This is a genomic window from Mycolicibacterium arenosum (genome assembly GCF_024320865.1).
GTDB lineage: Bacteria > Actinomycetota > Actinomycetes > Mycobacteriales > Mycobacteriaceae > Mycobacterium > Mycobacterium arenosum.
Window position 1 is genome coordinate 548,672 of sequence record NZ_JANDBD010000003.1, and the last position, 23,114, is coordinate 571,785.

General features: G+C 69.0%; 22 protein-coding genes. 9 read left to right on the forward strand and 13 right to left on the reverse strand.

Going from position 1 to position 23,114, the window contains the following annotated elements; translation table 11 throughout:
* Positions 1–22: 22 nt before the first annotated feature.
* Entirely contained in the window at positions 23–1,120 is a 1,098-nt protein-coding gene (locus NM203_RS09675; RefSeq protein ID WP_255059629.1) for an alcohol dehydrogenase catalytic domain-containing protein, read from the forward strand.
* On the opposite strand, the gene NM203_RS09680 is transcribed toward NM203_RS09675, so the two are convergent.
* From NM203_RS09680 to NM203_RS09690, 3 genes are read right to left on the reverse strand one after another with little or no spacing between them, the layout of a single operon-like run.
* On the reverse strand, positions 1,117–2,868 hold the full coding sequence (locus NM203_RS09680) for an acyl-CoA dehydrogenase (protein ID WP_255059630.1): 1,752 nt from the start codon (positions 2,866–2,868) through the stop codon (positions 1,117–1,119). The two genes, NM203_RS09675 and NM203_RS09680, sit on opposite strands and share 4 nt — an antisense overlap.
* Positions 2,865–3,641 (reverse strand): metallophosphoesterase family protein, encoded by a 777-nt coding sequence (locus tag NM203_RS09685; protein ID WP_255059631.1) that lies wholly within the window; start codon positions 3,639–3,641, stop codon positions 2,865–2,867. The genes NM203_RS09680 and NM203_RS09685 overlap by 4 nt, the downstream gene beginning before the upstream one ends.
* 4 nt (positions 3,642–3,645) lie before the next feature.
* Complete coding sequence (locus NM203_RS09690; protein ID WP_255059632.1) at positions 3,646–4,299, reverse strand: TetR/AcrR family transcriptional regulator; 654 nt, start codon at positions 4,297–4,299, stop codon at positions 3,646–3,648.
* 160 nt (positions 4,300–4,459) lie between these two features.
* On the opposite strand from NM203_RS09690, the gene NM203_RS09695 reads away from it, so the two are divergent.
* The gene (locus NM203_RS09695) at positions 4,460–4,570 is read left to right on the forward strand and encodes a hypothetical protein (RefSeq protein WP_255059633.1); all 111 of its coding nucleotides are present in this window, start codon (positions 4,460–4,462) and stop codon (positions 4,568–4,570) included.
* A 4-nt stretch (positions 4,571–4,574) separates the two neighbouring features.
* Here NM203_RS09695 and NM203_RS09700 read toward each other — a convergent pair whose 3' ends face one another.
* From NM203_RS09700 to NM203_RS09725, 6 genes are all read right to left on the reverse strand, one after another.
* Entirely contained in the window at positions 4,575–6,449 is a 1,875-nt protein-coding gene (locus NM203_RS09700) for a serine/threonine-protein kinase (RefSeq protein ID WP_255059634.1), read from the reverse strand.
* 22 nt (positions 6,450–6,471) lie between these two features.
* The gene (locus NM203_RS09705; RefSeq protein WP_255059635.1) at positions 6,472–8,379 is read right to left on the reverse strand and encodes a serine/threonine-protein kinase; all 1,908 of its coding nucleotides are present in this window, start codon (positions 8,377–8,379) and stop codon (positions 6,472–6,474) included.
* A gap of 46 nt (positions 8,380–8,425) precedes the next feature.
* On the reverse strand, positions 8,426–9,202 hold the full coding sequence (locus tag NM203_RS09710) for an ABC transporter ATP-binding protein (RefSeq protein ID WP_255059636.1): 777 nt from the start codon (positions 9,200–9,202) through the stop codon (positions 8,426–8,428).
* Entirely contained in the window at positions 9,186–10,214 is a 1,029-nt protein-coding gene (locus NM203_RS09715) for a taurine ABC transporter substrate-binding protein (protein ID WP_255059637.1), read from the reverse strand. The genes NM203_RS09710 and NM203_RS09715 overlap by 17 nt, the downstream gene beginning before the upstream one ends.
* Positions 10,211–11,074 carry an ABC transporter permease gene (locus tag NM203_RS09720; protein WP_255059638.1) on the reverse strand — a complete coding sequence of 288 codons (864 nt, stop codon included), beginning with the start codon at positions 11,072–11,074 and terminating at the stop codon, positions 10,211–10,213. The genes NM203_RS09715 and NM203_RS09720 overlap by 4 nt, the downstream gene beginning before the upstream one ends.
* 81 nt (positions 11,075–11,155) lie before the next feature.
* Entirely contained in the window at positions 11,156–11,497 is a 342-nt protein-coding gene (locus NM203_RS09725; protein WP_255059639.1) for a hypothetical protein, read from the reverse strand.
* 146 nt (positions 11,498–11,643) lie between these two features.
* Between NM203_RS09725 and NM203_RS09730 the strand changes: the two genes are divergently transcribed.
* Positions 11,644–11,988, forward strand: a complete 345-nt coding sequence (locus NM203_RS09730) for a DUF732 domain-containing protein (protein ID WP_255059640.1) — start codon at positions 11,644–11,646, stop codon at positions 11,986–11,988.
* Between the two features lie 135 nt (positions 11,989–12,123).
* Here NM203_RS09730 and NM203_RS09735 read toward each other — a convergent pair whose 3' ends face one another.
* Positions 12,124–12,567: a hypothetical protein gene (locus NM203_RS09735; protein ID WP_255059641.1), complete on the reverse strand. Its 444-nt coding sequence runs from the start codon at positions 12,565–12,567 to the stop codon at positions 12,124–12,126.
* Positions 12,568–12,673: 106 nt separating this feature from the next.
* Here NM203_RS09735 and NM203_RS09740 point away from each other — a divergent pair, with 106 nt between their 5' ends.
* From NM203_RS09740 to NM203_RS09755, 4 genes are all read left to right on the forward strand, one after another.
* Entirely contained in the window at positions 12,674–13,681 is a 1,008-nt protein-coding gene (locus NM203_RS09740) for a magnesium transporter CorA family protein (protein WP_255059642.1), read from the forward strand.
* A 73-nt stretch (positions 13,682–13,754) separates the two neighbouring features.
* Complete coding sequence (locus tag NM203_RS09745; protein WP_255059643.1) at positions 13,755–15,278, forward strand: Re/Si-specific NAD(P)(+) transhydrogenase subunit alpha; 1,524 nt, start codon at positions 13,755–13,757, stop codon at positions 15,276–15,278.
* A 3-nt stretch (positions 15,279–15,281) separates the two neighbouring features.
* A complete protein-coding gene (gene pntB / locus NM203_RS09750; RefSeq protein WP_255059644.1) occupies positions 15,282–16,703 on the forward strand; it encodes a Re/Si-specific NAD(P)(+) transhydrogenase subunit beta in 1,422 nt (473 codons plus the stop codon).
* A 22-nt stretch (positions 16,704–16,725) separates the two neighbouring features.
* Positions 16,726–17,544, forward strand: coding sequence for an EamA family transporter (locus NM203_RS09755; RefSeq protein WP_255059645.1), 819 nt, complete (start codon positions 16,726–16,728; stop codon positions 17,542–17,544).
* Here the strand turns inward: NM203_RS09755 and NM203_RS09760 are convergent.
* Positions 17,541–18,125 (reverse strand): TetR/AcrR family transcriptional regulator, encoded by a 585-nt coding sequence (locus NM203_RS09760; protein WP_255059646.1) that lies wholly within the window; start codon positions 18,123–18,125, stop codon positions 17,541–17,543. The genes NM203_RS09755 and NM203_RS09760 overlap by 4 nt on opposite strands.
* A gap of 43 nt (positions 18,126–18,168) precedes the next feature.
* Here NM203_RS09760 and NM203_RS09765 point away from each other — a divergent pair, with 43 nt between their 5' ends.
* On the forward strand, positions 18,169–19,320 hold the full coding sequence (locus NM203_RS09765) for an acyl-CoA dehydrogenase family protein (protein ID WP_255059647.1): 1,152 nt from the start codon (positions 18,169–18,171) through the stop codon (positions 19,318–19,320).
* Positions 19,321–19,345: 25 nt separating this feature from the next.
* Complete coding sequence (locus NM203_RS09770) at positions 19,346–21,025, forward strand: alpha-keto acid decarboxylase family protein (RefSeq protein WP_255059648.1); 1,680 nt, start codon at positions 19,346–19,348, stop codon at positions 21,023–21,025.
* Here NM203_RS09770 and NM203_RS09775 read toward each other — a convergent pair.
* Together NM203_RS09775 and NM203_RS09780 are read right to left on the reverse strand one after the other, a co-directional pair.
* On the reverse strand, positions 21,022–22,218 hold the full coding sequence (locus tag NM203_RS09775; RefSeq protein ID WP_255059649.1) for a sensor histidine kinase: 1,197 nt from the start codon (positions 22,216–22,218) through the stop codon (positions 21,022–21,024). The genes NM203_RS09770 and NM203_RS09775 overlap by 4 nt on opposite strands.
* A 1-nt stretch (position 22,219) precedes the next feature.
* Positions 22,220–22,873, reverse strand: coding sequence for a response regulator transcription factor (locus tag NM203_RS09780; RefSeq protein WP_255059650.1), 654 nt, complete (start codon positions 22,871–22,873; stop codon positions 22,220–22,222).
* Positions 22,874–23,114 lie beyond the last annotated feature (241 nt).

Genomic DNA, 23,114 nt, shown 5'->3' on the forward strand with positions numbered 1-23,114 from the left:
TCGTGTCGGGCAAGCTGGACACGTGAAGATCCGCGGCGCCGTCCTCGAGCACATCGGTCTCCCCCGCAGCTACGCCGAGTCGAAGCCGATCAGCGTCGGCGAACTCGACCTGGCGCCACCCGGCCCCGACGAGCTGTTGATCCGCATCGAGACCGCCGGGCTCTGCCACTCCGATCTGTCGGTCGTCGACGGCAACCGGGTCCGGCCGACGCCGATGCTGCTGGGCCACGAGGCCGCCGGGATCGTCGAGCAGGCCGGCGCGGCGGTCGACGACGTCGCCGTCGGGCAGCGGGTGGTCCTGACGTTCCTGCCGCGGTGCGGCGACTGCGCGGCATGCGCCACTGACGGGCTGGCGCCGTGCGCGGCGGGTAGCGCGGCCAACGGGGCGGGCACGCTGCTCGACGGCGACGTGCGGCTCAGCCGCGGCGGTGAGCGGGTGCTGCACCACCTCGGCGTCTCGGCGTTCGCCACCCACGCGGTGGTCGACCGGCGATCGGTTGTTCCCGTCGACGCCGACGTGCCTCCGACGGTGGCAGCGCTGCTGGGGTGTGCGGTGCTCACCGGCGGCGGCGCCGTCCTGAACGCGGGAAGGCCGCGGCCGGGCCAGACCGTCGCGGTCGTCGGCATGGGCGGGGTCGGCACGGCGGCGATGCTCACCGCACTCGCCCACGACGGCGTCCGGGTGGTCGCGGTCGACGCCCTGCCCGAGAAGCTGGACCGGGCAAGGGAACTCGGCGCCCACGCGGCTCACACGCCGGACGCCGTCGGTGACCTCAAGGCCGAGGTGGTGATCGAGGCCGTCGGGCATCCCGCGGCACTGGCGACCGCGCTGGCACTGACGGCGCCCGGCGGCAGCACCATCACCGTCGGACTGCCCCGGCCGGACGCGCGGTTGGAGATCTCGCCACTCGGTTTCGTCGCCGAGGGTCGCTCGCTGATCGGCAGCTACCTCGGCTCGTCGGTGCCCGCGCGCGACATTCCGCGATTCGTCCACATGTGGCGGGCCGGCCGGCTGCCGGTGGAGGAACTGGTGTCCTCGACCATCGAGCTCGATCGCATCAACGAGGGCATGGACCAGCTGGCCGACGGTAAGGCGGTGCGGCAGGTGATCGAGTTCTAGAACCAGGTGTCGCGCATGTCGAGCGTTGTGCGATCCAGGCTCTCGAGGAGGTCCAGTTGCGCTGCGGTCCGGGGCAGTTCGTAGCGGAAGAAGTACGCCGCCGCCTGGCGCTTGCCGTCGTAGAAGTCGCCGCTGCTGCCGTCGGCGACCACCACCTGCTCCAGCCACATCCACGCGATCACGACGTGCCCGAACGCCTCCAGGTAGATCGCGCTGTTGGCCATCGCGGCTTCGGGGTCGCCGGCGGCGAACATCGTCGTGGTGACGGTGACCAGCCGCTGCCAACTCGCCTCCAGCGCATCGGCGAAGTCCGCCGCCACCCCGCTGCACGCGCGGGCCCGCTCGACCGCACCGCCGATCCGCTTGCCGAGCTCGGCGAGGCTGGCGCCACCGCGCTGAGTCACCTTGCGACCCAGTAGGTCGAGGCTCTGAATCCCGTTCGTGCCCTCGTGAATCGGGTTGAGCCGGTTGTCCCGGTAGTGCTGCTCGACGTCGTACTCGCGGGTGTAGCCGTAACCGCCGTGCACCTGGATCGCCAGGTTGTTGGCCTCGAGGCACCACTGCGACGGCCAGCTCTTCGCGATGGGCGTGAGGATGTCGAGCAGCAGCGTCGTCTCGTCCCGCTCGGACTCGGACTCCGCCGTGTGCTGCAGATCGATGAGCCGGGCGCAGTAGAGCGCGAGCGCCATCCCACCCTCGACGTAACTCTTCTGCGCCAACAGCATTCGCTTGACGTCGGCGTGCTCGACGATGGGCACCTGCGGTGTCGTCGGATCCTTGGCGGTCAGCGGCCGGCCCTGCGGCCGTTCACGGGCGTACTGCAGCGACTTCAGGTAGCCCGTGTATCCCAGCGCCACCGCGCCCATTCCGACACCGAGGCGGGCCTCGTTCATCATGTGGAACATGTAGTACAGGCCGCGGTGCGGTTCGCCGACCAGGTAGCCGACGGCTTCGTCGAGGTTGAGCACGGTGTTGGTGATACCGCGTTGCCCCATCTTGTGATTCAGCCCGGCAATGGCCACTCCGTTGCGGGTGCCGTCGGGAAGGAACTTCGGCACGACGAACAGCGAGATGCCCTTGGTGCCAGCGGGACCGCCGGGGATCTTGGCCAGCACCAGGTTGATGATGTTGTCGCTCATCTCGTGCTCGGCACCCGAGATCCACATCTTCGAGCCGCTGAGCCGGTGGGTGCCGTCGTCCTGCGGTTCGGCCCGGGTGGTGATGTCGGCGAGCGACGACCCCGCCTGCGTCTCCGACAGGGCCATCGTGCCGGTGTACCGGCCCGCCAGCATCGGAGCGACGTAGGTGTCGATCAGCTCGGGGCTGCCGAACTCGTTGAGCAGGTTGGCATTCGCGATCGTCAGCATCACGTAGCCCGACGTGCTCACGTTGGCCGCGGCGATCCACGCGAAACCGGCCTGCGCGACGCACACCGGCAGCTGAGCTCCGCCGACCGACGCATCCATGCTCATCCCGATGAGATCCGCTGCCGCGAAGGCGTCGAGCGCCTCCTTGACCTCGGGGATGACCGTGACGCGGGAGCCGTCGAACGTCGGCTCGTTGGCGTCGCTGGTCTTGTTGTGCGGCGCGAAGTAGCGCTCGGCGAGTTCCTGGCACAGCTCCAGCACACCGTCGAACGTCTCACGGGAGTGGTCGGCGAAGCGCTCGCGCTTGGTGAGCTCCTCGACGCCGAGCCACTCGTACAGCAGGAAGTCGAGATCGCGCCGCGACAGCAGGGTGGATTTCACGGTGTTGCTCCTAGGTCGTCGCGGGTGATGATGTGCACGTTGTCGGCGAGCGTCGAGCGGTCGTGCCCGAGGCCGCGGACCGTCGTCGCGGCAAGCGATCCGGTGTACGGGATGTGGTAGTGGCCGTGGTACAGCCAGGCCGGCGTGGTCGCCGAGCAGATCGCCGCCAGCTTCTCGCGGTGCCGCTGCGCCTCGGCGAGGATGTCGGCGGGCCAGTTGCCGCGCGCGCCGCCCTTGGTGTCGGGGCCGACGCCGGGAATGTCGACCCCACGGGGACAGTCGTGGCTGACGATCACGTCGACGCCGCCGTCCCGGCTGGCGTACTCGACATCGGCGTCGGTGAGTTCCTCACCCGGCCACCAGCTTTCGCCTTCCAGCCGATAGTGCTTGTCGACGCTCATCGCACCGCCCACGCTCATCCACGTCAAGCCCCACCACTGCCAGCGGAAGCCGCGCGGAAGGTAGCGCACCCGTGGATGACGGTAGGCGTCGGTCCAGTCGTCGACGCGGGTGTGGTCCTCGTGGTTGCCGTCGATCCAGTACAGCCGGATGCCCGACGATTCGAGCAGATCGTCGACCGTGGACAGGTACTCGTCGGTCGCGGGATCGTCGGTCCAGTAGCCGAAGTCGCCGAGCTGCAGGATGGTGTCGACGTCGCGGTCGGCGGCGTGCCGGATCACGCTCTCGGCCCACGGCAGGTTGCCGTGCCAGTCACCCGCCAGCATCAACAGGGCTGGGTCGGGCGCCATATCGGTGTCCGTCCGCACGCCCATGCGGTTACCTCGTTTGCGCGATGTCTGAAACGTCGAGTCCTAGCGGCGAGTCCGCCCGCACCGCCTCGTCGCGAATCAAGCCACGCAGCAGTGCTGTACTGAACTCTACGGCGATCTCCTGCGCGGAACGCCGCCCCTGCGGCCGCAGCCACCGGTAGGAGCCCAGCGTCATGCCGATGTAGCCGAGCGCCAGCACGTGCGAGTCGCAGTCGTAGAACTCGCCGCTCGCGATGCCGCGGTCGATGACGTCGCGCACGTGCTCGTAGACCGTGGTCTCGGACTTGCGGATGTAGGCCACCTGATCCTCGGTGAACCACTCCGTGATGTAGGGGCCCTCCTGGAAGTACACGGCGGCCCGTTCGACGTCGCTGGCGATGCCGACCAGCAGACGACGGGTGAAGTGATAGATCGTCTCGCGCGCCGACGCGGTCGGGTCGTCGTGCAGGGCGTCGACGGTGAAGTCGGCGGCGCTCTTGTAGATGTCGTAGAGGATCAGCGACTTGCTGGCGTAGTAGTGGTAGACCGTCGCCTTGTTGAGACCGACCGCGTCGGCGACGTCGTCCATGCGGGTGCCGTGGTAGCCGCGGGCGGCGAAGAGCTTGGTGGCGACGGCCAGCAACTCCTCACGGCGGGACAACCCTGAATCTGACGTGGACATGACGACTCACTATAGGTAGGCGGGGTACTCGGCAGGATGCCAATCAACTGGTTGGTCCAGTTTATGGGAACGCCTGGCTGTGAATGGGCTGGAACGGCTGTCGGCCGACCCGATCGCGGGGTTAGACTTCCGGCACACGCGTGCACCCTGGGAGGCAGCTATGGATCCGAACCCGGATTACGACATCAGCGACGAAGCCGAGTACTTCTTCAACTTCCTGCCGTGGGGTCTGCGCGGCGTCTACCCGCCCCCGGCCTACCCGCCGGTCTAACCGGCTAGTTCTGCACGCGGGGCAACTTCACCACGCGGTTCTTCTCCGAATCGGCGACGAACACGTCGCCGTTGTCGTTGACGGCGAGCCCCGGACTCGTCACGTCCCACGTGAAGTCCTTGATGGGCAATTGCTCCGCCTTGCTCGCGCCGGGCGCAATCCGGTAAACGGTTGTGCCGGTGTCCCCTCTCGACCCGATGTACACCGCGTCGTCCTCGCCAACCGCCACTGCCTTGACGAGTATCCCTTCACCTAGGCGTACTTCGGTGGGCTGTTGAGCGCCGGGGCGCAGCTGGAGCAGTGACCTCGAAAACAGGTTGGCGCTGTAGACGACACCCGTGCTGTCGACCGCCACGGCGCCGAGGGTGGGATTGTCGAACGGCAGCTTGACCGCTGCGGTTGCGCCCGCATCCAGTTTCCAGATCTCGTACACCCCCGCGGAGGTGAGATTGCTGACGTACACCGCACCGGAGGGGTCAACGGCAATGGAGCGCGGGTTGTCCAGAGGCGGGAACGGGAGCGTCGTCGGCCGCAGCCCGTCATCGAGTCGCTGGACACCCGACCGCATACCCCCCACGTACAGATTGCCCTGACCGTCGGTGGCGATGCCGGGACCGGTGGCGGCGAGGTACTCGCGCTTGGCCGGCTTCGCGGCGCCGTCGGCGATCTCGTAGATCGACCCCCGGCAGCACAGGCCGACGACGCCGCCACTCGCGGTGGCGGCTATGCCCTGAAGCTTCTGAATCCCCTGGTTCGGCAGGTTGACCTGTTCACCGTACGTGGCGTCGCCGACGGTCGTCGTGTTCGCCGCGGCGGTCGTGGTCGGCGCTGCCTCCCCCGCACCGGCCGAACGGCCGGTGACCGCGAGGACCGCCGAGGTGATCGCGACGACGGAGACCACCAGGCACACCGCGCTGACCAGAACGGGTGTCCGGCGCCACGGCGGGGTGGGTGCGGGCCGGGGTACCACGACGGTCTGCGGTGGTTGCCACACCCTCTGCGTCGGCGGCGGTTGGGCGGACCATCCGGGATTCGTTGTCGGATAACTGAAGTCGTAACTCGGTGGCCTCGCCTCGGTCAGTGCCTCCCGCGCGGCGCGGGCGAAGTCGATGACGGTCTGATAGCGCTCGGCGGGCTCCTTCGCCATCCCGGTCGCGATGACGGTGTCGAAACCGCGCGGGAGATCCCTGACGAACTCGGTCGGCTGCGGTGGCGGCGCCGAGATGTGCGCGATCATCTGATCCGACCCCGCGCCGGGGAACGGCCTTCGTCCCGTAAGGCACTGGTAGAGCACGCATGCCAGGGAGTAGATGTCGGTGCGCAGGTCCACCGGCCTGCTGTCGTAGCGCTCCGGCGCCATGTAGGTCAGCGTCCCGACGGTGTGGCCCGTTACGGTGAGGCCCGCGTCGTCGTCGGTGCGAGCCAGCCCGAAGTCGATGAGGTACGCGAAATCGTCCCGGTTGAGCAGGATGTTCGACGGCTTGACGTCGCGGTGCACCAAGCCGGCGTGGTGCGCGGCCCGCAGCGCCGCAGCTACCTGCTCGATGATCCGCACGGCCCGCTCCGGGCGCATCGGTCCGTCGTCGAGCACCTCCTCCAGATCGCGCCCGTCGATCACCTGCATGTCGACGTACAAGCGGCCGTCGATCTCCCCGAAGTTGTGAATGGGAACGATGTTCGGGCTGTTCAGACCGGCCGCGACCCTGGCCTCGCGACGGAACCGCTCGACGAACTCGTCGTCGGTGGCCGTATCGGTCGGCAGCAGTTTGATCGCAACGACTCGGTGCGTGTCGACGTCATAGGCACGCCACACCTCACCCATGCCTCCGCGGCCGATCAGATGCTGCAGCCGATACCGGCCGAACGGCGTTCCCTCCATCGGTTACACCCTAGGGCCCCCGCTAGCCGGCCAGACGCGGCAACTTGATGACCCGGTTGTTGCCCGCGTCCGCGACGAACACGTTGCCGTCGTTGTCGACGGCGATACCGGCAAGCGTCTCCGACAGCTTGATTCCGGTGATCGGCAGCTTCTCCGGTGTTTCCGCGTTCGGGGCGAGCCGATAGACCGCGTCACCGTTGACGCCCCTGGTGGTGGCGTAGACGGCGCCGTCCCCGTCCACCGCGACACCCACGGTGGGTGCTGGAAACTCGATCGTCGAGGGCTGCGATTCCCCCAGGGCCAACTTCTGCAACCCCGGTGCGACCGGATCGGTCACGTACACGGTGCCGTCCTCGGCCACGGCGACGCCGTAGCCGACGTTCGGGCCGTCGAACGGCAGCGTCATCGACTCGGTTGAGCCCTTGTCGAGCTTGCGCACCTCAGAGGTGAACTTCGGCGGATCGCCGGCCACCACCTTGTTGATGACGTAGACCGCGCCGTTCGTGTCGACTGCGACCCCCGCGGGGCTCTCCAGATTCGGGAAATCCAGCGGGACGAACCCGTCCTCGTTGTCGACTCGGATGACCGGTCCGCCGATCGCCGCGAAGTATCCGTTCCTCTCGGGGTCCGCCGCGATTCCGGGGCCAGTGGAGAACTGCGGTATCGCAGCCAGCTCCGGGGGCGACTGCATGTCAGCTGCGATGCTGTACGTCGCGTTGTTGCCTCCGGCGTTGGGGGCGCTCGCGCAACACAGGCCGACGACGCCGCCGCTCGCGGTGATCGCGATGCCCTGGAGTCCCGTCAGCCCCTCGGAGGGCATCACCACCTGCTCGCCCCAGTTCACGGGCTGCCCGGCCGCCGCGGAGCTGGACGAGGCCGGCCCGCCACCGTCGGATCCGCCGGTCGCGGTGAGGACCGCCGCGGTGACCGCGACGATGGAGACCACCAGGCACGCCGCGATGACGAGCACCGGCTTGCGCCGGAACCACGGCGGGCTCGCGACGGCCCTGGGGGCGACGGACACGGCGGGCCCACTGTACTGCGGCGGACGGTACTGCGGCGGTGGTGGCTGTGGCGGTGGCTGCCCCCACGGCTGGGTCGGCGGGGCAGCCGGGCGCTGGGGCTGCGTGAGTGCTTGCCTTGCCGCACGGGCGAATTCGTCGATCGTCGGATAGCGGGCGTTGACGTCCTTGGCCATCCCGATCGCCACGACCGCGTCGAAGCCGCGCGGCAGGTTCGGCACCGAGTCGCTCGGCCGGGGCGGCGGTGTGGAGACGTGGGCCAGCATCTGCTGAGCCCCGGATCCGGCGAACGGTCGCTTACCGGTCAGGCACTGGTAGAGCACGCACGCCAACGAGTACACGTCGGTGCGGCTGTCGACGGGCCTGCCCTCGTAGCGTTCGGGGGCCATGTAGGCGAACGTGCCGACGGTGTGCCCGGTGACGGTCAGCCCGGCGTCCTCGTCGGTGCGCGCCAGCCCGAAGTCGATGAGGTAGGCGAAGTCGTCGGCGTTGAGCAGGATGTTCGACGGCTTCACGTCGCGATGCACCAGGCCGGCCTGGTGCGCGGCCCGCAGCGCCGCGGCCACCTGCTCGATGATCCGCACCGCCCGCTCCGGATGCATCGGCCCGTCATCGAGCACCGCCTGCAGATCGCGGCCGTCGATCAACGCCATGTCGACGTACAGCCGGCCGTCGATCTCCCCGAAGTTGTGGATCGGCACCACGTTGGGACTGTTCAGGCCGGCGGCCACGCGCGCCTCCCGGCGGAACCGCTCGATGAACTCGTCATCGGAGGCCATCTGTGCGGGCAGCAGCTTGATCGCGACGACGCGATGTGTCTCGGTGTCGAAGGCGCGCCAGACCTCGCCCATGCCCCCTCGGCCGATCAGGGCCTGCAGCTGATACCGGCCGAACGGCGTTCCCTCCACGCGCTACACCTTAGAGCCCGGCTAGGCCGCTCAAGTGCATACGCGGCTACGCCGCGGCGGCTTTAACGGCGCGTCCCACCTCCGCACGCAACCGGGTGTACTCGTCCGAGCGGCGCAGGTCCTCGGGGTCGATACCGCTGCGCGGCAAGTCCACTGGCAGATCCAGCGCGACCTGGCCCGGCCTGCGGGTCAGCACCACGATGCGAGAGCCGAGGAACGCCGCCTCGTCAGCGCTGTGCGTGACGAACACGGTGGTGCGCCCGGTCTCCGCGCTGACCTGACGGACGTCCTCCTGCAACCGCTCACGGGTGAGCGCGTCGAGCGCGGCGAAGGGCTCGTCGAGCAGGAACAGCGGCGTCTCCGCCGCGAGCGCCCGCGCGATCGCGACGCGCTGCTGCTGCCCACCGCTGATCTCCCAGATCTTGCGGTCCCCGGTGCCCTCCAGCCCGACGCGCTCGAGCAGCTGATCACGCCGCTCGGCGCGCCGCTCACGGGGCACGCCCGCGTACTTGAGCGCCAGGTCGACGTTGCCGCCGACCGTGCGCCATGGGAACAGGCGCGGCTGCTGGAACACCACGCCGGAGGTGACGCCGGGCGTCGGCGAGGTGCCCGCCACCTCGACTTCACCCGCGGTGGGTTCCTCGAACCCGGCGATCAGTCGCAGCAGCGTGCTCTTCCCGCACCCGGAGGCGCCGACGAGTACCAGGAAGGCACCGGGCTCGACGTCCAGATCGACTGGCCCCAAGGCGGTTACGTCACCGTAGCGGTGCGCGACGTTCTTGATCTTGAGCCCGCCGCTCGTCGCGTCAGGGCGTGAGGGCATCGGGCAGACCCCTGGTGTAGATGGCGTCCTGGAACGTCGCGAGCGGTGCCGCCTCCGGGATCTGCTTCTGCGCGGCCAGGAACTCCGATGCGCTCTGCAGGTTGGTGGCGATGTTGCCCGGCTTGCCGTCCGAGCCGAGCCACTCCGGCGACGCGACCTCGGCGGGAGTCAGGTACACACCCTGCTTCAGCTGTCCCGCAACGACTTCCGGCGACAGGCCGACCTCCGCGGCGATGGCCTTCGCAGCCGCTGCGGGATCATCCTTGATGACATCGAGGGCACGTGCCTCCTGCTGCCGCCAGATGTCGACGACCTCGGGGTGCTGGTCGGCGAACTCGGTGCGCACGGCGCCGAGGTCCAGGGTGGGCTTGCCGTCCTGCGCCAGCTGGCGGCTGGTGATCAGGTCGCGACCGGTCTTGCGCAGATCGTCGAGCGTCGGCAGCCAGGTGTAGGCGGCGTCGATGTCGCCGCGCTCCCACCCCGCCAGGATGGCCTGCGGCTGCAGATCGATGAGCTGAACGTCATTGGGCTTCAACCCGTTCTGTTCCAGTGCGGCCAGCAGGCTGTAGTGCGCGGTGGAGGCGAAGGGCGTGCCGATCTTCTTACCGCGCAGATCGGCGATGGTGTTGATACCGCTGCCGTTGCGCGCCACCAGCGCCTCGTTGTCACCCGCGACGTCGAGCACGAACGCGACCTTGTAGGGGATGTTCAGCGGCGCGGACAGGCCGCGCGCGACGGGGCTCGAACCGAGCGCACCGAAGTCGAGTTCCTTCGCGATGAACGCGGTGTTGACGTCGGCGCCGGAGTCGAACTTGATCCACTTGATGTTGTAGTCCGGCAGTGCTTCTTCCAGCCACTTGTTCTGCTTGACGATCAGGTCGCCGCTCGGAAAGGACTGGTAGCCGATGCGGATGGTCTCCTTGGCGGAGTCACTGCCCGAGTTGTCCACCGCGCATCCGGCCAGCGCGGTCGTGGCGACCGCCAGGGTGGCCAGTAAAGCCTTGAGTCTCATATCTTTCCTCTCCATGGGACTGCGCGCCGTTCCGCGGTGCGAAGTAGACCGTCGATGATCAGACCCGAGAAACCGATGGCGAAGATGCCGACCAGCACGACCGGGGTGTTGTTGTAATTGCTTGCGTCCTTGACCAATCCGCCGATACCGGGGATGCCGTTGAACAGTTCGGCGGCAACCACCGACGAGTACGCCATCCCGACGGCCAGCCGGATGCCGGTGAACGTCTCGGGCAGTGCCGACGGGATGACGACGTCGCGGATCACCTGGGTGCGGGTGGCCCCCAGGGCGCGAGCGGCCTCCTGAAGCCCGACGGGCGCCGCGACGACGGCCGCGGTGGTGGCGACCGCGGCCGGCGGGAGTGCCGCCAGGGCGAGCAGCGTGATCTTCGGCGCCTCGTCGATGCCGAGCCAGATCACCAGCAGGAAGAAGTACGCCAGCGGCGGGAGCGCGCGGATGAACGTCAGCCACGGTTCGAGCACGCTGCGCACCCAGCCGACCGAACCCATCACCAGGCCGAGCAGCACGCCGAGTGCGACGCCGATGACGACGCCGACGAACACCCGCCGCAGCGTCATGTACAGGTGCTCCCACAGCAGGTAGCCCGCGTAGCCGCGGACCCCGTCGTGGGTGGTGGACACGTCGACGAACGCGCGCCACACCGTGCTCGGGTACGGCACGAAGGTCTGGTTCCAGATGCCGCTGGCCGCGACGAGCTGCCAGACGACGCCGAAGACGACGACCGAGAGCAGCGGTAGCGCCGCCGCGGTGAGCCTGCGACGCCAGCGGCCGGCCGGCGCGGCGGCGGGCGGGGACGAGGCGCTGGCCTCGTCAGGCGTGATATCGACGAATACCGACACGGTGACTGCGACTTCCTGTTGGCGGGCTGACCGGAAACGGGTCAGCGACAACAGAAGTCCGCAGGTGTCGTGCCCACCCGCCTATTGGTACCGGCCGCGCCTCTGCAACAGGAGTAATGCGCTCTGCGTGAGTTTTATCGACCTCCACGTCGCCGCGTTGGCTCGGAGGCGGGCCGAGCCGACCCACGCCTGCATCCGTTCGCGCACCGGGACGACGGACGCTTCGGGGAGCCACTCGTCGACGGCCGCGACCGCACCGAAGTTCGGCGGCACCGGACCGTGCTCTTCGCGGTACGCCTCGCCGCACGTCCGGCAGTTGACCTCGTAGCGCAGCAGGTTAGGGCTCAACTCGACGAAGTAGTAGTCGGCCACCGCCACGCAGCGCGGGCATCGGGCCAGACCGCGTTCGATCACCGACTCCATGGTGAACATCGTGCGGCCGGGGCGCGGTGAACGGACCAGGTCGTCAGATGTCGATACACGTTCGACGCGGAACCGAGACCGAGTCTGTGACTCGGCTCCAAGAATCCGCCAAGAATGCCTCAAGCGACCCATCCGAGGCTGTGCGCATGCCACAGCACACGACGCGCAACCGCGTCGCCATCGCCGCCGTCTCCGCCATCGCAGCCGCCGCTTTCGGCGTCGCCGCTCTCGCGGGAACCGCGACCGCGAACAGCGTCGACGACGACTTCCTCGCCACCATCGCCGCCGAGGACATCGCGTTCGGTTCCGCCGCGGGCGCCATCGAGGACGCGCATCTCGTCTGCGACTACCTCGCCGACGGCCGGACGGGTTCCGACATCGGCGCCGAGATCATGGACAACAGCGATCTGACGTCCAAGCAGGCGGCGGCCTTCGTCGTCGAGGCCGCCTTCTCGTACTGCCCGGAGCACGTCGACACGGTGCTCGCATAACAAAGCTCGCCGACGCTGCTGTGTGGGATCGCGATTCCGAGGGGTACGCGAAGTTCACCGCAGCGTCGGCGCAGGGGTCTGCGGTGAGATCGCGTCGGAGGGGGGAGTCGGCGATCTCACCGCAGAGTCGGGGGCTTAGCGGGGGTTCTCGACGCGCCGGGGAGTCTCGTCGACGACGTGGCGATCGGGTGTCTGGTCGTAGTCGGCGTCGTCGCCGCGCTTATGCCGCTTCACGTCGGGATCGAGCGAGTCGATGTGCTTACGCCGCTCGTCGAGGTCCTCGCGATGGGTGGCGACCGTTTCCTGGTGCGACGCCGCCCGCTCGCTGAGCCTGCGGGCCTCCGCCGCCTTGGCCTCGGCCTCAGCGGCCGCCGCGCGGGCCCTGGCGTCCGTCTCCTCGGCGAGCGCCTGCCGCTTGGCCACCTGCTGGCTCTCGGCATCGAGTTCGGCGCGCAGGCGTTGCGCTTCGTCGCGGCGGGACTGCGTCCGTTTATTGCGGGCGATCAGGACCAGACCGATGACGACCACGAGGGCGACGAGCGCCGCCGCGATGATCCAGATGGTGTTGGTGTCGGACATGTCGGCTCCTAGTTGGTGAGGCGGCTCCGGGAGCGTTATATCGACGCGCCCGCCAATTACGGGGTGCCCAACCCCCCGTCAGCCGAAACTCCTGAATGATGGCGACGTGACGACGGTGACGGGGCGACTGTGGCGGGACGGCGAACCACAGGACGACGAGTTCTCGTTCGACGCGATCTCGGACTGCCTGGCCTCCGACAACCAGTTGGTGTGGGCCGACATCTACGACCCGGACCACGACGCACTGCGGGCGCTGGCCGGCGAACTGCACCTCAACATCTGGGCCGTCGAGGACGCCGTCGCCCCGATGGAGCGGACGAAGGCGACGGTCTATCACACGCACACGTTCTTCACGGTCTACGCCGTCGACAGTGTGACGCCGCCCGCCGACGACGACATCTCGTCGACCTTGAGCAAGCACCGCATCTCCGGTTTCGTCCTGCCGCGCGGGCTGATCACCGTGCGGTTGCCCTCGGAGGACGGCGTCGAGTTCGACATCCGGACGGTGTCGGATCGCTTCGACGAACTCGGTGGCCAGCAGTACGGCGTCGGTGCGCTGGTGCACGCACTGCTCGACGTCGTGGTCGACGGGCACTTCGACGCGGTGCAGACGCTCGACGACGCGATCGAGGGCCTTGAGGACGAGTTGTTCGCCGATAGCGGTCCGCGCAAAGGGCTGCAGCGCAGTACGTTCCGATTACGTAAGGATTTGGTGGAGTTGCGCCGGGTGGTGCTGCCGATGCGCGAGGTCGTCGGCGCCATCCAGCACCGCAGGATCGACGCCAAGACGGCACCGGAACTCGACCCCCTCTATGCCGACCTCTACGACCACGTGCTGCGTGCGTCGGAGTGGACGGAGTCCGTGCGCGATCTGGTGACCACCGTCTTCGAAACCAACCTGTCACTGCAGGACGCCCGGCTGAACACCGTGATGAAGAAGCTCACCGGCTGGGCGGCCATCATCGCGGTGCCGACCGCCGTCACCGGGTTCTACGGCCAGAACGTCGAGTACCCCGGCATCAACACGGCGGCCGGCTTCGTAGCCAGCAGCGTGGTGATCGTGCTGCTGGTGATCGTGCTCTACCTGATGTTCAAGCGGCGGGACTGGCTTTAAGTCTCGCCGCGAGCAGACGCGAAGCACCAGAGGGGGACGCGCAGGCGCCCGGGCCTAATGGGAGACTCTTCGGATGCAAATCGGGATACCGCGCGAGTCTCAAGCCGGTGAGACGCGTGTCGCCGCCACGCCGCAGACCGTCGGACAACTCCTCAAACTCGGCTACTCCGTAGTCGTCGAGGCCGATGCGGGCGCAGCCTCCAGCTTCTCCGACGCCGCGTACGTCGAGGCGGGCGCCGAGATCGGCGACGCGTTAGCTGCCGACGTCGTATTGAAGGTCAACGCACCGAACGACGACGAGGTCGCAGCGCTCAAGGACGGCGCGACGCTGGTGTCGCTGATCTCCCCGGCGCTGAACCCCGCGTTGGTGGAGAAGCTGTCGGCCCGCCCCATCACGGTGCTCGCGATGGACGCCGTGCCGCGGATCTCGCGGGCGCAGTCACTGGACGTGCTGTCCTCGATGGCGAACATCGCCGGCTACCGGGCCGTGGTGGAGGCGGCGCACGCCTTCGGCCGGTTCTTCACCGGTCAGGTGACCGCGGCGGGCAAGGTGCCCCCGGCGAAGGTGCTCGTGGTGGGCGCGGGTGTGGCCGGGCTGGCCGCCATCGGCGCGGCCGGATCGATGGGCGCCGTCGTGCGGGCCACCGACCCCCGTCCCGAGGTAGCCGATCAGGTCAAATCCCTCGGTGGCGAGTACGTTTCGGTCGACCCGGCGGCCGCCGAGGTGTCGGCGACCGGCTACGCCAAGGAGATGGACGACGACTACAAGGCCCGCGAGGCCGCGCTGTACGCCGAATTGGCGGCCGACGTCGACATCATCATCACCACCGCACTGATCCCCGGCAGGCCCGCACCGCGCATCATCACCGCCGACATGGTGGCCTCCATGAAGCCGGGCAGCGTGCTGGTCGACATGGCCGCAGCCAACGGCGGCAACATCGAGGGCACCGTCAAGGACCAGGCCGTCGTCACCGACAACGGCGTGACGATCATCGGCTACACCGATCTGGCCGGCCGTCTGCCCGCGACCGCGTCCCAGCTCTACGGCACCAACCTGGTGAACCTGCTCAAGCTGCTCACGCCCGAGAAGGACGGGCAGCTGACCCTGGATTTCGACGACGTCGTGCAGCGGTCGGTGACCGTCGTCCGCGACGGCGAGACCACTTGGCCCCCGCCCCCGGTGACGGTGTCCGCCGCCCCGGTGGCGGCCGCCGCAGCCCCCGTCGCGAAGGCGGAGCCGAAGGCCCCCATGTCGACCGGGCGCCGGATCGGCGTCACGTTCGTCGCCGCGGCGGTGCTGTTCGCCTTGATCGCCCTGTCGCCGGCCGCGCTGCAGGTTCACCTCACGGTCTTCGCGCTGGCCATCGTCATCGGCTACTACGTCATCGGCAACGTGCACCACGCGCTGCACACCCCGCTGATGTCGGTGACCAACGCCATCTCGGGCATCATCGTCGTCGGCGCGCTGCTGCAGATCGGCCACGGCGACATCGTCGTCACCTCGCTGGCCACCGCGGCGATCCTGCTCGCCAGCATCAACGTCTTCGGCGGCTTCGCGGTGACCCGCCGCATGCTGGCCATGTTCTCGAGGAGCTGACCCGTGTTTTCCCTGGAGACCACCGCCACCGCGGCGTACATCGTCGCGGCCCTGCTGTTCATCTTCGCGTTGGCCGGCCTGTCCAAGCACGAGACCTCACGCGCCGGAAACACCTACGGCATCGCCGGTATGGCGATCGCCCTGATCGCCACCGTGGTGCTCGCGCTGGGCCGCCACATCGAACCGCTCGGCCTGGGCCTGCTGGTCGGCGCCATGGCGATCGGCGCCGCAATCGGCCTGTGGCGAGCCAAGGTCGTCGAGATGACCGGCATGCCCGAACTCATCGCGCTGCTGCACTCGTTCGTCGGCCTGGCCGCAGTGCTAGTCGGCTGGAACGGCTACCTGCACGTCGAGGGCGACCTCACCGGCGCCGAGGCGCTGCACCTGGACAGCGAGGGTCTGCTCGGCATCCACTCCGCCGAGGTGTTCATCGGCGTCTTCATCGGCGCGGTGACGTTCACCGGGTCGATCGTGGCCAACCTCAAGCTGTCCGCGCGGATCAAGTCCGCCCCGCTGATGCTGCCCGGCAAGAACATCCTCAACGTCGGCGCGCTGGTGGTGTTCCTCGCGCTGACGGTCTGGTTCGTCATCACGCCGAACCTGTGGCTGCTGGTCGCGGTCACCGTGCTCGCGCTGCTGCTGGGCTGGCACCTGGTCGCCTCGATCGGCGGCGGCGACATGCCCGTCGTGGTGTCGATGCTCAACAGCTACTCGGGCTGGGCCGCGGCGGCGTCGGGCTTCCTGCTGTCCAACGACCTTCTCATCGTCACGGGCGCCCTCGTCGGCTCCTCCGGTGCCTACCTGTCCTACATCATGTGCAAGGCGATGAACCGGTCGTTCATCTCCGTCATCGCCGGCGGCTTCGGGATCGAGGCCGGGCCCGCCGAGGACAAGGACTACGGCGAGCACCGCGAGATCACCGCCGAGGGCGCCGCCGAACTGCTCAACTCGGCCAGCTCGGTGATCATCACCCCCGGCTACGGGATGGCCGTCGCCCAGGCCCAGTACGGGGTGGCCGACCTGACCCGCAAGCTGCGCGACCGCGGGGTCAACGTGCGCTTCGGCATCCACCCCGTCGCGGGCCGGCTACCCGGTCACATGAACGTGCTGCTGGCCGAGGCCAAGGTGCCCTACGACATCGTGCTCGAGATGGACGAGATCAACGAGGACTTCGACGACACCACCGTCGTCCTGGTCATCGGCGCCAACGACACCGTCAACCCCGCCGCGTCGGAGGACCCGTCCAGCCCGATCGCCGGCATGCCCGTGCTGACGGTGTGGAACGCCGACAACGTCATCGTCTTCAAGCGCTCGATGGCATCGGGATACGCCGGTGTGCAGAACCCGCTGTTCTTCCGGGAGAACACCCAGATGCTCTTCGGTGACGCCAAGGACCGAGTCGACGCGATCAACGCCGCCCTCTAGTTCCCGCGTACCCGCGTGGTCGGTGCCGGCGTTCTTCGTCGTCGGCGCGGTCTCGCAGTACGTCGGCGCCGCGCTGGGCGTCTTCCTGTTCGAGACGACCGATCCGACGGCCGTCGCGTGGCTGCGGTGCGCTGCGGCGGCCGTTGCGCTGATCGCCTGGCGGCGCCCGTGGCGGGTGCGGTGGACGCGCCGCGGCGTCGGCGTCGCGGCCGGGTTCGGCGTCGTGACGGTCGCGATGAACACGGCGTTCTTCGAGGCGATCGCGCGCATCCCGCTGGGCACCGCGGTCGCGATCGAGTTCCTCGGCCCCGTCGCCGTAGCGACGCTCGGCTCCCGGCGGCCCCGCGATCTCCTGGCGGTACTCCTGGTGGCCGCGGGCGTCGCCCTGCTGGCAGGCGTCCAGGTGGGGGTCGATCCGCTCGGCGTCGGCTTCGCGGTGCTGGCCGCCGCGCTGTGGGCGGGCTACATCCTGCTGGGCAAGCGGGTCGCCGATGCGGGCTCCGGCCTCGACTCGTTGGCCGTCGGCATGGCGGTCGCCGCCGTGGTGCTCGCGGTCCCGCTGCTGCTCCCCCAGCTGCTTGAGAACGCGTCGGTGTTCGCCGAGCCGCGCACCTGGCTGCTGGGCATCGGCGTCGGCGTGCTGTCGACCGCGGTGCCGTACGCGCTGGACCAGGTGGTGCTGACGCGGGTCGGCCGGGCCCGGTTCGCGCTGCTGCTCGCCCTGCTGCCGGTGACCGCCGCGATCGTCGGTGCGGTGGTCCTGGCGCAGCGGCCGACGCTCGCCGAGGCGGTGGGCATCGCGCTGGTGGTGGCCGCGCTGGTGATCTCGGCGGGAAACTAGACCCGCAAACCGAAGGTGAGGAGCCTCGCCAGCTCGGCGTACGCCTCGGCGTCGCTCAGCCCGGTCGCGGTTCGGACGCCACGCTGCTGAATGCGGACCATCATCGTCGCGATGAGATCCGCTGCGAACGACGCGTGCACCTCGCGGTACACCCCGGCACCCACGCCCGCCTCGATCAGCTGGCGTACCCGCAGTGCGGCTGCGCGGGTGTTGGCCTCGTAAACCTCACGTGCAGGGGCGAATTCGCTCATATCGGTCATGAAGACGTCCGACGCCGCCGTCAACGCAGCGCCGACTGCCGTGAGGTAGGCCGAGACCCGTTCGGAAGCGCTGTCGGTCTGTGCGAGCGCTGCCTCGACGTCCGCGGTGGCGCGCTTGAAGAAGTGGATCGTGACGCGGCGCACCAGCTCGTCCTTGCTCGCCGCGAGTGTGTACAGGGTCGACTTCGAGCAGTGCAGTCTCGCGGCGATGCCGTCGAGCGTCAGGTGACTGAACCCCTCGGCGAGGAACAGCGCGAGCAACTCGTCGAAGAGCCTGGTCCGGCGTCGCGTTCCGAAACCCTCGTCAGCCAGGTCCGACATCCCGTAATAGTACTGTAGGCGACGATCCAGTACTCTTTCTCTCATGGCCGTGGACCGTCTCCTGCCCACCGACGAAGCTCACGAGCTGATCGCGCTCGCCCGCGACGTGGCCGACAAGGTGCTCGATCCGATCGTGGACGAGCACGAGAAGTCCGAGACCTACCCCGACGGCGTGTTCGCGCAACTGGGCGCTGCGGGGCTGCTGAGCCTGCCGCAGCCCGAGGAGTGGGGCGGTGGCGGACAACCGTTCGAGGTCTACCTGCAGGTGCTCGAGGAACTCGCCGCGCGGTGGGCGGCCGTCGCGGTCGCGGTCAGCGTGCACAGCCTGTCGTCGCACCCGCTGTTGGCGTTCGGGACCGATGAGCAGAAGCAGCGCTGGCTGCCGGACATGTTGTCGGGCAACCGGATCGGCGCCTACAGCCTGTCCGAGCCGCAGGCGGGTTCCGATGCTGCGGCGCTGCGCTGCGCGGCTGTGCCTTTCGAGGCCGGGACGGCTCGTGGCTACGTCCTCAACGGCTCGAAGTCGTGGATCACCCACGGCGGTGTGGCGGACTTCTACACGCTGTTCGCCCGCACCGGTGAGGGCTCCAAGGGTATTTCGTGCTTCCTGGTGCCGAGCGACCTCGACGGGCTGAGCTTCGGCAAGCCCGAGGAGAAGATGGGCCTGCACGCCGTCCCGACGACGTCGGCCTTCTACGACAACGCCCGCATCGACGGCGAGCGCCGCATAGGCGCCGAGGGCCAGGGCCTGCAGATCGCCTTCAGTGCACTGGATTCCGGTCGGCTGGGCATCGCCGCGGTCGCGGTCGGCCTGGCGCAGGCCGCGCTCGACGAGGCCACCCGGTACGCGAATGAGCGAACGACGTTCGGCCGCAAGATCATCGACCACCAGGGCCTCGGCTTCGTGCTCGCCGACATGAGCGCCGCCGTCGTGAGCGCCCGCGCCACCTACCTCGACGCCGCCCGCAGGCGCGACCTGGGCCTACCGTACGGCGCACAGGCCAGCGTCGCCAAACTGGTGTGCACCGACGCCGCCATGAAGGTGACCACCGACGCCGTTCAGGTGTTCGGCGGTGCCGGCTACACCCGCGACTACCGCGTCGAGCGCTACATGCGCGAGGCCAAGATCACCCAGATCTTCGAGGGCACCAACCAGATTCAGCGACTGGTGATCGCGCGAGGGCTCACGGGCTAGCAGGCAACGTACTACGGTCGAAGGGGTGACCGTCGCTCCCGACACCGGCTACACCGTCGGTGACTACCTCCTCGATCGCCTTGTCGAACTCGGCGTGACCGACGTGTTCGGCGTCCCCGGCGACTACCAGCTGGAGTTCCTCGACCACGTCGTAGCCCATCCGCGGCTGCGCTGGATCGGCGGCGCCAACGAACTGAACGCCGGCTACGCCGCCGACGCCTACGGCAGGCTGCGCGGGATGGCCGCGCTCGTCACGACGTTCGGCGTCGGTGAGCTGTCCGCGGCCAACGCCGTCGCGGGCAGCTACGCCGAACACGTCCCCGTCGTGCACATCGTCGGCGCGCCGTCCAAGGACGCCCAGGGAGCGCGTCGCATCGTGCACCACACGCTCGGTGACGGCGACTTCGACCACTTCCTGCGGATGAGCCGCGAAATCACCTGCGCACAAGCCAATCTCGCCCCGGCGACGGCCACACGCGAAATCGACCGCGTGTTGTCGGAGGTCCGCGAACAGAAGCGGCCGGGGTACCTGTTGCTCGCCACCGACGTGGCGCGGTTCCCGGTCGAACCGCCGGCCGCACCGCTGCCGCGGTACACCGGCGGCACGTCTCCGCGGGCACTGGCGATGTTCACCGACGCCGCTTCCCGGTTGATCGGCGATCGCCGGCTGACGGTGCTCGCCGACTTCCTCGTGCACCGGCTGCACTGCGTCGATCAGCTCAACGCCCTGCTGGCCGCCGACACCGTGCCGCACGCGACGCTGATGTGGGGCAAGAGCCTCGTCGACGAGCGCTCCCCGAACTTCCTCGGCATCTACGCGGGCGCGGCCAGCGCGGACCCGGTCCGTGAAGCGATCGAAACCGCATCCGTTCTGGTGACCGCGGGCGTCGTGTTCACCGACATGGTCAGCGGTTTCTTCAGCCAGCGCATCGACCCCCTCCGCACGATCGACGTCGGTGCCGACCAGAGCACCATCGGCGGTCGTGTGTACGCGCCACTCGACATGTCGGCTGCCCTCGACGCGCTGACGGCGATCCTCACCTCTCGCGGGGTCACCTCCGACGCGCTGCCCGTCGCGACCCCGCCCGAGCCGTCGCCGCGGCCGGACCGGAACGCGGCGCTGACGCAGGAGTCGCTCTGGGACGGCCTATCCGACGCTCTGACACCAAACAACGTCGTGCTCGCCGACCAGGGCACGTCGTTCTACGGGATGGCCGCCCACCGGTTGGCCTCGGGAGTCACGTTCATCGGGCAGCCGCTGTGGGGCTCGATCGGGTACACGCTGCCCGCTGCGGTCGGCGCAGCTCTCGCCGAGCCCGACCGGCGCATCGTGCTGCTCATCGGCGACGGCGCCGCGCAGCTGACGATTCAGGAGCTGGGCGCCTTCGGGCGCGAGGGGCTGGCCCCGGTGATCGTCGTGGTCAACAACGACGGATACACCGTGGAGCGCGCCATCCACGGCCCCGAGCAGCACTACAACGACATCGCGGCGTGGCGCTGGACGGAGTTGCCCGGGGTCCTGGGCGTCGCCGATGCGCTCGCCGTCCGTGTGACGACGGTGGGCGAACTCGCCGACGCGATCGAGGCCGCCGCCCAGGCGCAGGATCGGATGGTCCTCATCGAAGCGGTGGTGCCGCGCATGGACATTCCGCCGCTGCTGATCGAACTGGCTCAGTCGGCCTCGGCGGCGAACGCCGTCGACTAGGTGATCGTCTCCGGTGGCGACGTCACCGTGACGGTCGTGCCGCGACCCGACATCGAGTCGATGTCCAGCGCGCCGCCCATCGCCTCGAAGCGGGCGAGCAGCGAGCCGAGCCCGATGTGCCCCTCGGCGAGCCGCGACGCGATCACCTCGGGGTCGAAGCCCGGACCGTCGTCGGCGACGGTGAGCACGACGCGATCGCCGATGCGGCGCAGCGTCACCGCGACCTCCGTCGCGTTGGCGTGCTTTCCGATGTTGGCCAGCAGTTCGCGGGCGGCACGGTGCATCAGCGCCTGCGACTCTGGCTTGCCGACGTCCTCGAGGTCCGCTTCGACGAGGTAGTCCCCGCGAGATTCGAACTGGCGCAACAGTTCCCGGATCGCCGGTGCCAGCCCCAGCTGGGCGAGCACCTGCGGGTGCAACTCGGTGACGGTCGAGCGCAGCATGGCCGCGGTGTCCTGTAGCGCGTCGTACACCATGTCGAGCGCGGGGTCGGGCTTGCTCTCGCGGAGCAGGTCGACCTCCATCCGCGCCGCCAGCAGCGTCTGCAGCGGCCCGTCGTGAAGGTGCTCGGCCACCTCCCGGTTGTGCCGCTCGTCGGCCTGCATCGCCTCGGCCACCAGTTGCCGACGCACCTCCTGCAGCGCCATCACCCTCTTCTGTCGGCGCGCGAGGAAGAAGCACAGCGACGTCACGGCGACCGCCAGCCACAGGAGGAAGCCCACCTGCGTGTAGACGATGTCCGGCAGCCCCATGGTGTCGTCGCGCTTCGAGTAGACGATCCACGCGGTGAGATATGTGACGGCGGCGCTGAGCCCAAGCACGCCGGTCAGCAGCGGCCGGTCCTGGAACGCGACCGAGATCGGCAGCAGGAAGAACACCGGAAGCAGCGCCGCCGTGGCGCCGCCGGACACGACGCACAGCACCAGGATCACCAGCACGTCGAACGCGGTGGACGCCCAGTCCGCCCAGCGCGGCACGGGCCCGCGGAACACGATCACCACCCAGGCCACCGCGACGACCGCGTACGACCCCAGCACGACGGCGTAGACGCTCGGCAGCCAGGAGTCGACCTCCCACACCCAGACGAGCACGACGATCAGCAGGATCAGCGGCAGCCGCAGCACCGCCGACACGCGAACGGGCTCGAAGGCGAAGATGCCGCCGATCCGGTCCCACGCAAGCGAGGACCGCACGCTACTCCAGCAGCTTGCGGCGCATGGCCTCGGCGACCGCCGCGGCCCGGTCGCCGACGCCGAGCTTCTCGTAGAGCCGCTGCACGTGCGTCTTGACGGTCGACGGCGCCAGGAACAGCTCCTTGGCCATCGTCGGGATGGACTTCCCCGCCGCGATCATCTGCAGCACCTCGCGCTCCCGCTGGCTCAGCGCGGGAGCATCGCTCACCTTCTGCCGCTGGATCTCGCCGACGAGGCCGGCCGCGAGGCTCGGGGCGACGACGTCACGGCCCTTCGCGCAGCTGAGTACGGCGTCGACGAGTTCGGTCCGGCTGGACTCCTTGGGGATGAAGCCCGCCGCGCCCTCCTGCAGCGCGCTGTAGACGATCGCCGACTCGTCGTGAGCGGAGATCAGCAGCACCCTGGTCGGCAACGCGTCGCGCTTGACCGCGGCGGCCACCTGAGCGCCGTCCAGGCCGGGCATGCGGTAGTCCAGCAGCGCCACCTGCGGCGCGTGCTCCCGGATCAGCGCCAGGGCGGCCAGCCCGTCGTCGGCCTCCCCGACGACGTCGATGGAGCCGCTCGACATCAGCGCGCGAACGACGCCGTCGCGGAACAGCGGATGGTCGTCGCCGACGACGACCCGCACCCTGTCGCCGTACGCGGGCCCCGTCACGGCGACAGCTTCCCACACCGGTCGGTGCCGATCGGGCGATTGCCGCACCGTTTCCCCGCGCAGCCGCCTGGCGGGTCGCCGAGCCCACCCCGGCCGTCGTCGCGCCCCGTGGAGCCCCACCGACGCCGCGATCTCCACACGCCGACTAGGCACAACGGTGGAGATGCGGTGGTTTCTCATGCCGCCGAGCATCGACGGGCGACCTCAAAGGCTTCTCAAATGAGTCCCGGATCTGTTTCAC